Origin of the sequence: Nocardia sp. NRRL S-836 (genome assembly GCF_001279525.1) — a bacterium.
Lineage (GTDB): Bacteria > Actinomycetota > Actinomycetes > Mycobacteriales > Pseudonocardiaceae > Lentzea.
Genome location: NZ_LGDY01000090.1, coordinates 95,473 through 109,837 on the forward strand (window position 1 = coordinate 95,473; position 14,365 = coordinate 109,837).

Genomic DNA, 14,365 nt, shown 5'->3' on the forward strand with positions numbered 1-14,365 from the left:
TGGGACTTTTTGTCTCGCCTAGTGGTACATGGCCCGTCTCGCGGGCGGTCCTGGCGACTACCCTCGCGGTGGGGCACAGCCACCCTTGGAGAGAGGTATCGGCGTAGGAATGAGCACTGAGACCCGCAAGCTGGATCGCGTTGTGATCCGCTTCGCCGGCGACTCCGGTGACGGCATGCAGCTCACCGGAGACCGGTTCACGTCGGAAGCGGCGGCGTTCGGGAACGACCTCGCCACGCAGCCCAACTTCCCCGCCGAGATCCGCGCACCACAGGGCACCCTGCCCGGTGTGTCGTCGTTCCAGCTGCACTTCGCCGACTACGACATCCTGACGCCGGGCGACCGCCCCGACGTGCTCGTGGCGATGAACCCGGCCGCGCTCAAGGCGAACGTCGTCGACCTTCCCGACGGCGGCATCCTGATCGTCAACACCGACGAGTTCACCAAGCGGAACCTGACCAAGGTCGGGTACGACTCGAACCCGCTCGAAGACGCCTCGCTGGAGCGGTTCCAGGTCCACAAGATCGCGATGGCCACGTTGACCATCGGCGCCCTGGAGGAGACCGGCCTGGGCAAGAAGGACGCGGAACGGGCGAAGAACATGTTCGCGCTCGGCCTGCTGTCCTGGATGTACCACCGGCCGACCGAGGGCACGGAACGGTTCCTGCGCGAGAAGTTCGCGAAGAAGCCGGACATCGCCGAGGCCAACGTCCTGGCGTTCCGCGCGGGCTGGAACTACGGCGAGACGACCGAGGCCTTCGCCGTCACCTACGAGGTGGCGCCCGCGAAGCTGAACACCGGTACCTACCGCCAGATCACCGGCAACACGGCGACCGCGTACGGCATCGTCGCGGCGGCGCAGCGCTCCAAGCTGCCCGTCGTGCTCGGCACCTACCCGATCACGCCGGCGTCGGACATCCTGCACGAGCTGTCGAAGCACAAGAACTTCGACATCACGACCGTGCAGGCCGAGGACGAGATCGCCGGCATCGGCATCGCGCTCGGCGCGTCCTACGGCGGCGCGCTCGGTGTCACGTCGACGTCCGGCCCCGGCATCGCGCTGAAGTCCGAGACCATCGGCCTCGCCGTGATGACCGAGCTGCCGCTGCTGGTGATCGACGTGCAGCGCGGTGGCCCGTCCACCGGTCTGCCGACGAAGACCGAGCAGGCCGACCTGCTGCAGGCGATGTTCGGCCGCAACGGCGAGTCGCCGGTGCCGATCGTCGCGCCGCAGTCGCCGTCCGACTGCTTCGACGCGGTGATGGACGCCTGCCGCATCGCGCTGAAGTACCGCACGCCGGTGCTGTTCCTGTCCGACGGCGCGATCGCGAACGGTTCCGAGCCGTGGCTGATCCCGGACGTCGACTCGCTGCCCGACCTCACCGTCGAGTTCGCGACCGACCCGGAGAACTTCCAGCCGTACTCGCGCGACCCGGAGACGCTGGCCCGCCCGTGGGCCGTGCCCGGTACGCCCGGCCTGCAGCACCGCATCGGCGGGCTGGAGAAGCAGGACGTGACCGGCAACATCTCCTACGACCCGGAGAACCACGACCGGATGGTCCGCCTGCGCCAGGCGAAGATCGACGGCATCGAGGTCCCCGACGTCGTGGTGGACGACCCGAGCGGCGAGGCCCGCGTGCTCGTCCTGGGCTGGGGTTCGTCCTACGGCCCGATCGGCGCGGCCGCGCGCCGGGTCCGCAAGCTGGGCCTGCCGGTCGCGCACGCGCACCTGCGCCACCTCAACCCGTTCCCGAAGAACCTGGGCCAGGTGCTGAAGTCGTACGACAAGGTGATCGTCCCGGAAATGAACCTGGGCCAGCTCGCGTTGTTGTTGAGGGCCAGGTACCTGGTGGACGCGGTTTCCTACACCAAGGTGCAGGGTCTGCCCTTCAAGGCGGAGGAGCTCCAGGACGTGCTCGCTGACGTGATCAAGGGGGTGTCGGCGTGACTGCGATCGACCTCGGAATCCCGGGCCTGACCGGAGTTCCCACGACTGACGAGAAGCAGACGGCCAGGGACTACAAGTCCGACCAGGAAGTCCGCTGGTGCCCCGGCTGCGGCGACTACATCGTGCTCAACACCATGCAGTCGTTCCTGCCGACGCTGGGTCTCAAGCGCGAGAACATCGTGTTCGTGTCGGGCATCGGGTGCTCGTCCCGCTTCCCGTACTACATGAACACCTACGGCATGCACTCCATCCACGGCCGTGCGCCGGCCATCGCCACGGGTCTTGCCGTGGCACGGCCGGACCTGTCGGTGTGGGTGGTGACCGGTGACGGCGACGCGCTCTCCATCGGCGGCAACCACCTGATCCACACGCTGCGCCGCAACGTGAACCTCAAGATCCTGCTGTTCAACAACCGGATCTACGGTCTCACCAAGGGCCAGTACTCGCCGACCTCGGAAGAGGGCAAGGTCACCAAGTCGACCCCGATCGGCTCGCTGGACCACCCGTTCAACCCGGTGTCGCTGGCGCTGGGTGCGGAGGCCTCCTTCGTGGGCCGGGCGCTCGACTCGGACAAGGCGGGCCTCACGTCGGTGCTGCGCCAGGCCGCCGAGCACCGCGGCTCCGCGCTCGTGGAGATCTACCAGAACTGCCCGATCTTCAACGACGGCGCGTTCGACGTGCTCAAGGACGCCGACGAGGCGCAGCGCCGGATCATCAACGTCGTCGACGGCGAGCCGATCCGGTTCGGCCGCGAGGGCGAGTACTGCGTGGTGCGCGAGGGCTTCGGCCTGGCGGTCGCGAAGTCGGCCGACGTGGACGCCTCGGACATCGTGGTGCACGACGCCTCGGACCTGAACCTGTCGTTCGCGCTGTCCCGGCTGTCGACGCAGGACCTCACGCACACGGTGACCGGTGTGTTCCGGCGTGCGGACCGTCCGACGTACGACGACGGTGCACGGGCGCAGGTGGCGGCCGCCAAGCAGGCCAAGCCCGCTGACCTGAGCAAGATCCTGCACGGCAAGGACACCTGGACCGTGGTCGGCAGCTGACCCGCGACCAAGCGAAAGGCCCCCACCGAAAGCGGTGGGGGCCTTTCTGCGCTACGGGTCAGGGTGCCGGCCGGAAGCCCGCCTTCTGGGCGTCGGACTCGGTGCGGAACCACACGTCGGCACGGGTCTCGCCGAAGTTCGCCGAGCTCTCCGTGTAGTAGCGACGGCCGGTCAGCGTGGCCTTCACGGCGAAGTCCTCGGCCGGTGCGTGGCCGTCGGACCTGGGCAGCACCGAGCCGGGACCGAACGGCGAGCGCGGGTTGAAGCCCTCCGGCTGCTGGAACCGGGACGAGCCGGGGCCGACGGCGCCGTTGGGGCGGCCGCCGGTGGAGGGCGAGAAGCCGACCGGGCGCGGGCGTGCGGGCAGGGCGGGCGCCGGCTTCGGCGCCTCCTGCTTGGGGGCCTCGAACGCCTGGAACGCCGGGAAGCTCTGCTGGCGCTGCTTGGTGGTCTTGCGGGCCTCGCGGATCGGCAGGCCGGCCTCGGTCACGCGCTGCGGCAGGTCCGACTCGACCGGTTCGGGCTCCGGCTCGGGCGGGGCGGCGAGCAGGGGCTCGTCGGAGGGCACGAACTTCGGCACGAACGGCTGGTCGTCGATCGTCTCCGGGATCGAACGGGTCTGGCCGGTGGGCGGCAGCGGCTCGTCGGCGTCCAGCAGCGGCTCGAACAGCGAACGCGGGCGTTCGACGGCCGGTTCGCGGCGGGCCGGGGGCTGTGTGGTCTGCGGGGCCTGCGGGGTGTCGGCGGCGTGGTCGAACGCGGCGGCGACGGCGCGGGCCTGGCGGTCGCGGCTGTCGGCCGTGTCGACGGGGTCGGTGTTGTCGCCGAACGCCGAGAACGCCGTGGCCGGGGCCGAGCCGGGGTCGGAGAACGGCTGGGAGTACGCCGCTGGGGACTGCCGGACCGGCTCCTGGTAGACGGGCTCGGTGTAGGCGGCCGGCTCGTTCCGAGCGGGCGTCTGGCGAACGGGCTCCTGGTAGACCGGCTCGGCGTACGCGGCGGGCTCGCTCTGAGCGGGCGCCTGGCGAACGGGCTCCTGGTAGACCGGCTCGGCGTACGCGGCGGGCTCGTCCTGGACGGGCGCCTGGCGGACCGGCTCCGCGTGGGCCGCGGGCTCGCTGTCCGGCTCGTAGGCGTGCTCGTCGTAGACCGGCTCGTCCTGAACGGGGGCACCGAACGCGGACCGGCCGTGTGCGGGCTCCTGCTCGGGCTCGGCGTAGGCCGGTTCGGTGTAGGTCGGCTCCGCGTAGACCGGCTCGTCGGTCACGTCCTCGTGCGGGGCCTCGGAGTGGTCCTCCTCGGCCGCCTCAGACGTCGGCAGGGGCTCGCGCAGCGCGCGGGAGTGGGGACGGTCCGCGGACTCGCCATGGCGCGCGTGGGCGGGCTCAGCGTCCGTCTGCGGCTCGGTGAAGACGCCGTTGCGCACGTGCGGGGCGTCGAGGTCGATCGGCTCACCGAGGATGCCGGTCTGCTCGGCGGGCGACTCGGGTCCGGCGGAGTCCAGGCGGCCCGACAGCTCGTCGCGCAGGCCGGGGTACTCACCGGTGAGGTCGTTGGCCGGCCAGGCGCTCTCCTCGACGGCGATGTAGGTCGTCTGCTCGGAGCGGGTGTGCTGGGGCTCGTCCTCCTGCTCGGCGGCCTCGTCGAGGAAGACCTCCTGCTCCTGCTCGGCCCAGACCTCGCGCGGCTGGTAGATGAAGTCGTCGGGGACACCGTCGACCTCGGGGCCCGCGGTGGGCTTGGCGACGGGCGCGCCGGGCTCCGCGGTCGGTTCGTAGGTGGGCACGTACGAGGTCTGCTCAGCGGGGAGCTCCGGCTCCTCGTCGAAATCGGCGGCCTCCAGGCCGGACCGCGGCAGCACGGTCGTCATCTCGGCCGGCGACTCCGGCGGCGCGGTGTCGGCGTCCGGGGTGAGGCGCTCGAACAGCGACCGCGGGCGGTCGTCCTCGGCGTCGGCGTAGGCCTTCTGCTCGGCGAGCTGCTCCTCGAACCGGCGCTGCGCCTCCTCCGGCGACATCAGCGGGGCCCGCGGCTCCTCGGCGACCGGAGTGGGCTCCGGCTCCGGTTCGGGCTCGGGTTCCGGCTCGCGCTCGCGCTCCGGTTCGGCGACCGGCTCCTCGGCCACGGCGGGCGCCGGCACCGGCGCACCGAAGTAGGCGGGCGGCTCGGCGTACGGCGCGGGTGCGGGCGGCAGCGCCATGACCTCGTCGGTCAGCGAGCGCTGCGGCGGGTTGTCCCACTCGTCGACCTCGACGTCGTCGACCCTGGAGGACGCCACGACCGGCCGTTGCACGTCACGGGAGCGCGCCTCAAGAAGTTGATCTTCGAGTACCGCGACCTGCTTGCGTGCGGGCCTGACCATCACCAGCCACGTGAGCAGCGCCCCCGCGACGAACGACAGCAGACTCCACAACCAGACCTGCCCGAAGACATTCACGGGTAAGCCCCTTCTAAGACCACGCGCCGACCCACTCACTCGGAAGGGTGAGCGTAGTCAAACTACAGTGCCGTCGAAGATGCTCCGTCACTACGCCGTTCAGCGCAAATAAGGGCCAGAAACCGCAGCGTAGAGTGAGGTTTCGTGCCTCCCCTGACGAGTTCCGGTCTCAGTTCGGCAGAAGTTCACACCCAGGGGCGCGGGCTCACCTACGGAGCAGCCGCCTACGTCCTGTGGGGCCTGTTCCCGGCGTACTGGCCACTCCTGGTGCCCGCGGCGCCGGTCGAGGTGCTGGCGCACCGCATCGTCTGGTCGTGCGTCACGATGGGCCTGCTGCTCGCAGTGCTCCGCAAGTGGCGGCCGCTGATCGAGCTGTCCTGGAAGGGCTGGCTGATCGTCAGCGCCGCCGCCGTGCTCATCACGGTCAACTGGGGCACCTACATCTACGCCGTCAACACCCAGCACGTCGTGGAGTCGGCGCTCGGCTACTTCATCACGCCGCTGGTCAGCGTGGTCCTCGGCATGGTGTTCCTGAAGGAACGGCTGCGGCCGGCGCAGTTCGTGGCCCTCGGCGTGGTCGTGGCCGCGGTGGTCGTGCTCACCGTCGACTACGGCGAGCTGCCGATGATCTCGCTGGTGCTGGCCTGCTCGTTCGGCGTCTACGGCCTGCTCAAGAAGAAGGTGCCGCTCGACGCCACGTCCAGCCTCGCGGCGGAGAGCGCGGTCATCGCCCCGATCGCGCTGGTCTACCTGCTCACGCTCGGCAGCGCGAACACGTTCACCACCGCGGGCACCGGCCACACCCTGCTGCTGCTGAGCACCGGCATCGTCACGGTGATCCCGCTGCTGCTGTTCGGCCTGGGCGCGCAGCTGATCCCGCTGACGACCATGGGGATGCTGCAGTACCTGGCGCCGATCCTGCAGTTCGCGTGGGGCGTGTTCGTGGTGCACGAGCCCATGCCGCCCAGCCGCTGGGCCGGGTTCCTGCTGGTGTGGGTGGCGCTCGCGATCTTCACCGCCGACGCCGTGCGGAACCGGCGCAAGCACGTGCTCGCGCCGGTCGAGCAGCCCGCTCGAAGGGAACACGGGGCCCCCGCGTGACCCTCAGGGGAACGCGGGGCCCCTGCGGGACGAGGGATCAGTGCGTGCGGGCGACCACGTAGGTGGCGAGCTCTTCGAGGGCGTCGCGGGCGGCGCACGGCGGCAGCTTGCCCAGCTCCGTGCGGGCCCGGTCGGCGTACTCGTCGAGCGTCTCGCGGGCGCGGTCCATGCCGGAGGACTTGCGCAGCAACGTCAACGCCTCGTCGACCAGCGCGTCCTCGGTGATCGGCCCGGCCAGCAGCTCGGCCAGCCGCGTCTCGGCCGGGTCGGCCAGCGCGTAGAGCATCGGCAACGTCCGCACGCCCTCGCGCAGGTCGGTGCCCGGCGTCTTGCCGGACTCGACCGACGGGGAGGCGATGTCGATGACGTCGTCGGCGATCTGGAACGCCGCCCCGATCACCTCGGCGTACCGGCGCAGGGCGTCGGTCTGCTCCTCGGTCGCGTCGGAGAACATGCCGCCGAAGCGGGCCGCGGTGGCGATGAGCACACCGGTCTTCTCCTCGATCACCTGCAGGTAGTGGGCGACCGGGTCCTCGCCGGGCTTCGGCCCGACGGTCTCGCGCATCTGGCCGGTCACCAGGACCGAGAACGTCTCCGCGATGATCCGCGCCGCGTCCGTGCCCAGGTCGGCGGTCAGGCGGGAGGCGTGGGCGAACAGGTAGTCGCCGGTCAGGATCGCGATGCTGTTGTCCCACTTGGCGTTCGCGGACACCGCGCCACGCCGCGTGGTCGCCTCGTCCATGACGTCGTCGTGGTAGAGCGTCGCGAGGTGCGTGAGCTCGACCACAGCGGCGGCCTTGACGACCTTGTCGCGGTCCCACTCCGCGCCGAACTGGGAGGCCAGCAGTGTGAAGAGCGGGCGGATCCGCTTCCCGCCCGCTTCCACAAGGTGAAGCGAGGTTTCCGTGACCGCGTGGAAGTCGTTCTGCACGACGTCGTGCAGCATGCTCTCCACGTCGGCCAAGCCGTTCTGGACTACCTCAGTGAGCACGGGGTCCACCAACGCGAACCCCGGTCCCTCATGCTCGCTACTGGTCACAACAGCAGACTACGTACACCTAGCTGAGGAAGGTGCCGGTACCCGCCCAATCGAGCACCAACGTGGGCCAGAGACCGAGCACCAGCGTGACCGCCGCACCCAGCGTGATCGCGACGGTGGTGAACGCTCCCGGCACCGTGACGGTCGGGCCGTCCGGCGCGGGCTCGCTGAAGTACATCAGCACGATCACCCGCAGGTAGAAGAACGCCGCGATGGCCGAGGCCACCAGGGCGATCACCACGAGCGGCGTCAGGCCGGCCTCGATCGCCGCGCTGAACACGACGAACTTGCCGATGAAGCCGGACGTCAGCGGGATGCCGGCCAGCGCCAGCAGCAGGAACGTGAACACGCCCGCGACCATCGGCGACCGCTTCGCGAGACCCGCCCACTGCGACAGGTGTGTCGCCTCGCCGTCGGAGTTGCGGACCAGCGAGACGATGCCGAACGCCGCGATCGTCGTGAAGCCGTAGACCAGCAGGTAGAACATCGTCGCGCTCACACCGGGCGCGTCGCCCTCCGGCGTCAGCGCGATCGAGCCGATCAGCAGGAAGCCCGCGTGCGCCACCGAGGAGTACGCGATCATGCGCTTCACGTCGGTCTGCGTGAGGCCGAGCACAGCGCCGATCACCATCGACACGACCGCGACGCCGTACAGCACGCCGCGCCACTCCCACTGGGTGTTCTGGAACGCCACGGTGAGCACGCGCAGGATGCCGCCGAACGCGGCGACCTTGGTGCACGCCGCCATGAAAGCCGTCACCGGCGTCGGCGCACCCTGGTACACGTCCGGGGTCCACGCGTGGAACGGGCCGACCGCCGCCTTGAACAGCAGACCCACCACCAGCAGACCGAAGCCCGCGAACAGCAGCGTGTCCGAGCGGTCCGTGCCGGCCGCGGCGGACGCGATCGCCGAGAGCTTCACCGAACCGGCGAAGCCGTACAGCAGCGCGATGCCGTAGAGGAAGAACGCCGACGCGAACGCACCGAGCAGGAAGTACTTCACCGCTGCCTCCTGCGAGAGCAGGCGGCGCCGGCGGGCCAGGCCGCACAGCAGGTACAGCGGCAGCGACATGACCTCCAGCGCGATGAACATCGTCAGCAGGTCGTTCGAGGCGACGAACGTCATCATGCCGCCGAGCGCGAACAGCATGAGCGGGAAGACCTCGGTCTGCATGCCGGTCTTCGACGCCTGCGCGCGGTCCTGGACGGTGCCGGGACGGATCGCGGCCTGCCCCACGAACACGCCGCCGGGCTCCACCGAGCGGTCCGCGATCAGCAGCAGGCTGCCGAACGCCAGCACCAGCAGCGTGGCCCAGAGGAAGAGCGACGGCGGGTCGACGGCGACCGCGCCCGCCAGCGTCGCGACGCCGGCGGCCGGGTGGTCGTCCGAGGCCGCGTAGGAGATCAGCGCACCGGTGGCGCCGACCAGCGTGAGCAGCGACAGCACGAGCTGCACCGCCCACCGCTGGTGCTTGGGCAGCAACGCTTCGAGCAGCACGCTGACACAGGCCGCGCCGAGCACGATCAGCACCGGCGCGACGGCGTGGTAGTCGATCTCCGGCGCCTGGATCTGCTGCGCCTGTGCGAACAGGAGGTTCACGTCACTTGCCTTCCTGCACGGAGACCGGGTCGGTGACGCCGACCTCGGTCAGCGTCGCCCCGACAGTCGGGGTGATGACGTCGAGCACCGGCTGCGGGTAGAACCCGAGGGCCAGCACGATGACGACGAGCGGGGCCAGAACAGCGATCTCGCGCTTGTTCAGGTCGCCGATGGCCGTCTTCTTCTCCGGGTCGCCGACGGCGCCCGGACCGGCAGCGGCACCCACGAGCGCGTCGCCGCGCAGCGGGCCGGTCATCATCCGCTGGTAGAGCCACAGCACGTAGAGCGCCGCGAGCACCATGCCGACCGTCGCGAGGATCGTGTAGACCGGCTGCGTCGGGAACGAGCCGATCAGCACCAGGAACTCCGAGACGAACGAGTTCGTGCCCGGCAGCGACAGCGTGGTCAGACCCGAGATGAGCAGCATGCCCGCGAGCACCGGCGCCACCTTCGACATGCCGCCGTAGTCCGAGATCAGCGACGAACCACCGCGCGCGATGATCATGCCGACCACCAGGATCAGCATGCCGGTCGAGATCGAGTGGTTCAGCATGTACGACACCGAGCCCACGCCGGCCTGCGACGTGAACGCGAAGATGCCGAGCGCGATGAAGCCGAAGTGCGCGATCGAGACGTACGCGAGGAACCGCTTCATGTCCCGCTGGCCCGTGGCGAGCAGCGATCCGTAGAGGACACCGGCCACGGCGAGCACCAGGATGTACGGCGCCAGGTTCTTCGACGCCGTCGGGAACATCGGCAGCAGGTAGCGCAGCATGCCGAACGTGCCGACCTTGTCCAGGATGCCGACGACGATCACCGTGACGCCGATGGGCGCCTCGGCGGCCGCGTCGGGCAGCCAGGTGTGGAACGGCACCAGCGGCGCCTTGATCGCGAACGCCAGGAAGAAGCCGAGGAACAGCCAGGTCTGCGTCGTCGGGTCGGCGTCGCGCACGACCGTCACGAGCGTGGCCCAGTCGAACGTGCCCTTGCCCAGCTCGTCCGACGCCATGGCGTAGGCGCCGATCGCGGAGGCCAGCATGATCAGGCCGCCGAGGAACGAGTACAGGAAGAACTTGACCGCCGCGTACTGCCTGCGCGCGCCGCCGTAGCCGCCGATCAGGAAGTACATCGGGATCAGCATGACCTCGAACAGCACGTAGAACAGGAAGACGTCGGTGGCGGCGAACACCGCGACCGTCACGGCCTCCTGCACCAGGATCAGCGCGAGGTACCCGCCCTGCGACCGGCCCTCCGGCAGCCGTTCGGTCCACCCGGCACCGATCACCAGCGGGATCAGCAGCGCGATCACCGCGATCATCACCAGCGCGATGCCGTCGATGCCGAACGACAGCCGGACGCCGAACGACTCGATCCACGTGACGCCGGACGCGAGCTGGATGCGCTGGCCGTCCGGGTCGTAAGCCGTCCACAGCAGGACCGCCAGCACGAGCTCGACGACCGAGAAAGCGAGCGCGACGAGCTTGGCTTTCGTGTCGTCCTTGCGCAGGAACGTCACCACCAGCGCGCCGACGAGCGGCACGACCAGCAGCGCGATCAGGACCCAGTTCACGAGAACCTCACCATCAGCAGAGCCCCGAGAACCACGATCGAGCCCAGGAGCATGGACAGTGCGTAGGAGCGGACGAACCCGGTCTGCAGCCTGCGCAGCCGGCCGGAGCTGCCGCCCAGCAACGCCGCGGTGCCGTTGACGACGCCGTCGACGCCCTTCAGGTCGAGGTACACCAGCGCGCGGGTGAGCCAGGTGCCCGGCCGCGCGAACAGCGCCTCGTTGAGAGCGTTGCCGTACAGGTCGTTGCGGGCCGCGCGGACCGGGAACGACACCCGCGCCGGCCGCTCGACCGGCTGCGCGCGGCGGCCGAAGAGCAGGAACGCGAGACCGGCGCCGGCGAGCGACAGCACGACGGTCAGGATGCCGACCAGGCCGTGCGACAGGACGCCGTGCGACTCCTCCAGCTCACCCAGCGAGGGCTCCAGCCAGCCGGCGAGCCGTCCGCCGGAGGAGAGGAACCAGCCGCCCGCGACCGAACCGACCGCGAGGACGATCATCGGGATGGTCATCGACAGCGGCGACTCGTGCGGGTGGTACTCGCGGCCGTCCTCGGACTTCAGTTCCTTCCAGCGGGGCTTGCCCAGGAAGACGAGGATCAGCAGGCGGGTCATGTAGAACGCGGTCAGCGCGGCACCGAGCAGTGCGACACCGCCGAAGACGTACCCGCGCCAGCCCTCCGCGCCGAACGCCGCCGCGATGATGGCGTCCTTCGAGAAGTAGCCCGCGAACGGCGGGATGCCGATCAGCGCGAGGTAGCCGAGCGTCCACGTGACGAAGGTGATCGGCAGGAACCTGTAGAGCCCGCCCATCCGGCGGATGTTGCCCTCGTCGTTCATGCCGTGCATGACCGAACCGGCACCGAGGAAGAGCCCGGCCTTGAAGAAGCCGTGCGTCAGCAGGTGCATGATGCCCAGCGCGTAGCCGATCGGGCCGAGGCCCACCGCGAGGATCATGTAGCCGATCTGCGAGACCGTCGAGTACGCCAGGACCTTCTTGAAGTCGTCGTAGGCGCAACCGATGATGCAACCGATCAGCAGCGTGACGCCACCGATGATCATCACGACCAGGCGGCCGTCCGCGCTCAGGTTGTAGAGCGGGTTCGAGCGGGCGATCAGGTACACGCCCGCGGTGACCATCGTCGCCGCGTGGATCAGGGCGGACACCGGGGTCGGGCCGGCCATGGCGTCGGGCAACCAGGCCTGCAGCGGGAACTGGCCCGACTTGCCGCAGGCACCGAGCAGCAGCAGGAGCGTGATCGCGAGGACCTCCGCGCCGCTGAACTCGCCCACCCGGCTGAAGACCTCGGTGTACTGCGTGGTCCCGAGGCGGTTGAACATCAGGAAGATCGCGATGGCCAGGCCCAGGTCACCGACGCGGTTCATCAGGAAGGCCTTCTTGGCCGCCGATGCCGCTTCCGGCTTGTACTGGTACCAGCCGATCAGCAGGTACGAGGCGAGACCGACGCCCTCCCAGCCGAAGTACAGGGTCACGAAACCGTTGCCCAGCACCAGCAGGAGCATCGCCGACACGAAGAGGTTCAGGTAGGCGAAGAACTTCCGCCTGCCCTCCTCGTGCGCCATGTAGCCGACCGAGTAGATGTGGATCAGCGAGCCGACACCCGTGATCAGCAGCACGAACGTGAGCGACAGCGGGTCGAGCCGCAGTCCGAACTCGACGGTCAGGGCGTTGATGTCCACCCAGTCCCAGAGGTGCAGGTTCTGCACCCGCTCCTCGGGGTTGGCGATGCCGACCGTCGAGAAGAACAGCGCGAGGCCGTAGCCGAACGACGCCAGCAGCGTGGCGCACCCGAGCAGGTGGCCCCACCTGTCGGTGCGCTTGCCACCGACCAACAGCACCGCCGCGCCGAACGCGGGCAGCGCCAACAGCAACCAGGCGAAGCTCGCGACCCCGCTGGCGACAACAGGTTCCGTCACCGGTGACCCCTCAGTACTTCAGCAGGTTCGAGTCGTCGACCGAGGCCGAGCGACGCGTCCGGAAGATGGACATGATGATCGCGAGGCCGACCACGACCTCCGCCGCGGCGACGACCATCACGAAGAACGCCATCACCTGACCGTCGAGCGAGCCGTTGATCCGCGCGAACGTCACCAGGCTCAGGTTGACCGCGTTGAGCATCAGCTCCACGCACATGAACACGACGATGGCGTTGCGCCGCACCAGGACGCCGACGGCGCCGATGCTGAACAGCAGTGCCGACAGGAGCAGGTAGTACGTCGGAGTCACGACTCACTTCCCTTGAGCGCGTGCGAGTCCGGCTGGTGACCGGTGCCCGCGACCTCGGCGACGTCGTCCGACAGCACGGACCTGTCGGTCGCCTCGATGACCTCGAAGAGGGACTCCTCCGAGACGCTGCCGTCGGGCAGCAGTGCGGGCGTGGCCACCGAGTTGGCGGTGGCGAAGACACCGGGGCCGGGGATGGACCCGACCCGCTTGCCGTCCTGGAAGCGCTCCTCGACGAGCTCCCGCTGCGTCTTGCGGGCGGGCCTCCCGTCGCGGCCGACGAACGCGAGGATCATCGCGCCGATGGCGGCGGTGATCAGCAGCGCGGAGGTCAGCTCGAACGGGAACAGGTAGTCGGTGAAGAGCTTCTGGCCGATGTTGCCGACGTTGCCGCCGTTGGTGGTGTTCGCCTCGGCGAGACCCACCGGCGTCACCGCGGTCAGCGACCGGGCGATCGAGCTGACCAGCAGGACCGCGAAGCCGATGCCGAGGAACGCGGCCGCGAGGCGTTGTCCCCTGATCACCTCGACGACCGAGTCGGAGCTGTCGCGGCCGACCATCATCAGCACGAACAGGAACAGCATCATGATCGCGCCGGTGTAGACGATGATCTGCACGAAGCCGAGGAACGGCGCCTGCTGGACCATGTAGAGCACGCCGAGGTTCAGCATGGTCAGCACCAGCCACAGCGCGGAGTGCACCGCGTTGCGCGAGAACAGCATGCCGAGCGCGCCGGCCAGTGCGAGCGGGCCGAGCACCCAGAACGCGACCTTCTCGCCGGTGCTCATCACGTCGACCGCGCGCTGCACCGGCTCCGGCTGCTGCGCCAGGAACTGGAGGACGAGGCTCACTGCTGGTCACCCTTCTCCTGGGCCACCCTGGCGAGCTGCGGGCCGTTCACGTAGTAGTCCTGCTCGTTGTCGCCGAGCCGCATCGGGTGCGGCGGTTGCTCCATGCCGGGCAGCAGCGGGGCGAGCAGGTCCTCCTTCGTGAAGATCAGGTCCTGGCGGTTGTCGTCGGCGAGCTCGAACTCGTTCGTCATCGTGAGCGAACGGGTCGGGCACGCCTCGATGCACAGGCCGCAGCCGATGCACCGCAGGTAGTTGATCTGGTAGTCGGCACCGAAGCGCTCACCGGGCGAGTAGCGCGCTTCCTCGGTGTTGTCGCCACCCTCGACGAAGATCGCGTCCGCGGGGCAGGCCCACGCGCACAGCTCGCAGCCGACGCACTTCTCCAGCCCGTCCGGGTGCCGGTTGAGCTGGTGGCGGCCGTGGAACCGCGGCGCGGTCACCTTCTTGACCTCGGGGTACTCCTCCGTCACCACCTTCTTGAACATGGTGCCGAAGGTGACTCCGAAGCCCTTGATGGACTCGAACATGC

The 14,365-nt window shown here is 69.4% G+C and carries 11 protein-coding genes; 3 read left to right on the top strand and 8 right to left on the bottom strand.

The features are described 5' to 3' along the window. Positions 1-109: 109 nt before the first annotated feature. The gene (locus ADL03_RS10615; protein ID WP_053733205.1) at positions 110-1,948 is read left to right on the top strand and encodes a 2-oxoacid:acceptor oxidoreductase subunit alpha; all 1,839 of its coding nucleotides are present in this window, start codon (positions 110-112) and stop codon (positions 1,946-1,948) included. After that, positions 1,945-2,997, top strand: a complete 1,053-nt coding sequence (locus tag ADL03_RS10620) for a 2-oxoacid:ferredoxin oxidoreductase subunit beta (protein ID WP_053733206.1) — start codon at positions 1,945-1,947, stop codon at positions 2,995-2,997. The genes ADL03_RS10615 and ADL03_RS10620 overlap by 4 nt, the downstream gene beginning before the upstream one ends. A gap of 58 nt (positions 2,998-3,055) precedes the next feature. On the opposite strand, the gene ADL03_RS10625 is transcribed toward ADL03_RS10620, so the two are convergent. Beyond that, the gene (locus ADL03_RS10625; RefSeq protein WP_053733207.1) at positions 3,056-5,434 is read right to left on the bottom strand and encodes a hypothetical protein; all 2,379 of its coding nucleotides are present in this window, start codon (positions 5,432-5,434) and stop codon (positions 3,056-3,058) included. Positions 5,435-5,578: 144 nt separating this feature from the next. Here ADL03_RS10625 and rarD point away from each other — a divergent pair, with 144 nt between their 5' ends. After that, positions 5,579-6,535: an EamA family transporter RarD gene (gene rarD / locus ADL03_RS10630; protein WP_082373029.1), complete on the top strand. Its 957-nt coding sequence runs from the start codon at positions 5,579-5,581 to the stop codon at positions 6,533-6,535. 37 nt (positions 6,536-6,572) lie between these two features. Here rarD and ADL03_RS10635 read toward each other — a convergent pair whose 3' ends face one another. The 7 genes from ADL03_RS10635 to nuoI form a co-directional block, all read right to left on the bottom strand. After that, entirely contained in the window at positions 6,573-7,526 is a 954-nt protein-coding gene (locus ADL03_RS10635; RefSeq protein ID WP_369808965.1) for a polyprenyl synthetase family protein, read from the bottom strand. A 67-nt stretch (positions 7,527-7,593) separates the two neighbouring features. Then, on the bottom strand, positions 7,594-9,174 hold the full coding sequence (nuoN, locus tag ADL03_RS10640) for an NADH-quinone oxidoreductase subunit NuoN (RefSeq protein ID WP_053733209.1): 1,581 nt from the start codon (positions 9,172-9,174) through the stop codon (positions 7,594-7,596). A 1-nt stretch (position 9,175) separates the two neighbouring features. Further along, positions 9,176-10,744: an NADH-quinone oxidoreductase subunit M gene (locus ADL03_RS10645; RefSeq protein ID WP_053733210.1), complete on the bottom strand. Its 1,569-nt coding sequence runs from the start codon at positions 10,742-10,744 to the stop codon at positions 9,176-9,178. Beyond that, on the bottom strand, positions 10,741-12,678 hold the full coding sequence (nuoL, locus tag ADL03_RS10650; RefSeq protein WP_053733211.1) for an NADH-quinone oxidoreductase subunit L: 1,938 nt from the start codon (positions 12,676-12,678) through the stop codon (positions 10,741-10,743). The genes ADL03_RS10645 and nuoL overlap by 4 nt, the downstream gene beginning before the upstream one ends. A gap of 10 nt (positions 12,679-12,688) precedes the next feature. After that, positions 12,689-12,988, bottom strand: a complete 300-nt coding sequence (gene nuoK, locus ADL03_RS10655) for an NADH-quinone oxidoreductase subunit NuoK (protein WP_030473209.1) — start codon at positions 12,986-12,988, stop codon at positions 12,689-12,691. Further along, positions 12,985-13,836 (bottom strand): NADH-quinone oxidoreductase subunit J, encoded by an 852-nt coding sequence (locus tag ADL03_RS10660; protein ID WP_231641738.1) that lies wholly within the window; start codon positions 13,834-13,836, stop codon positions 12,985-12,987. The genes nuoK and ADL03_RS10660 overlap by 4 nt, the downstream gene beginning before the upstream one ends. After that, positions 13,833-14,363 carry an NADH-quinone oxidoreductase subunit NuoI gene (gene nuoI, locus ADL03_RS10665; RefSeq protein WP_053733212.1) on the bottom strand — a complete coding sequence of 177 codons (531 nt, stop codon included), beginning with the start codon at positions 14,361-14,363 and terminating at the stop codon, positions 13,833-13,835. Before nuoI ends, ADL03_RS10660 begins: the two co-directional genes overlap by 4 nt. Positions 14,364-14,365 lie beyond the last annotated feature (2 nt).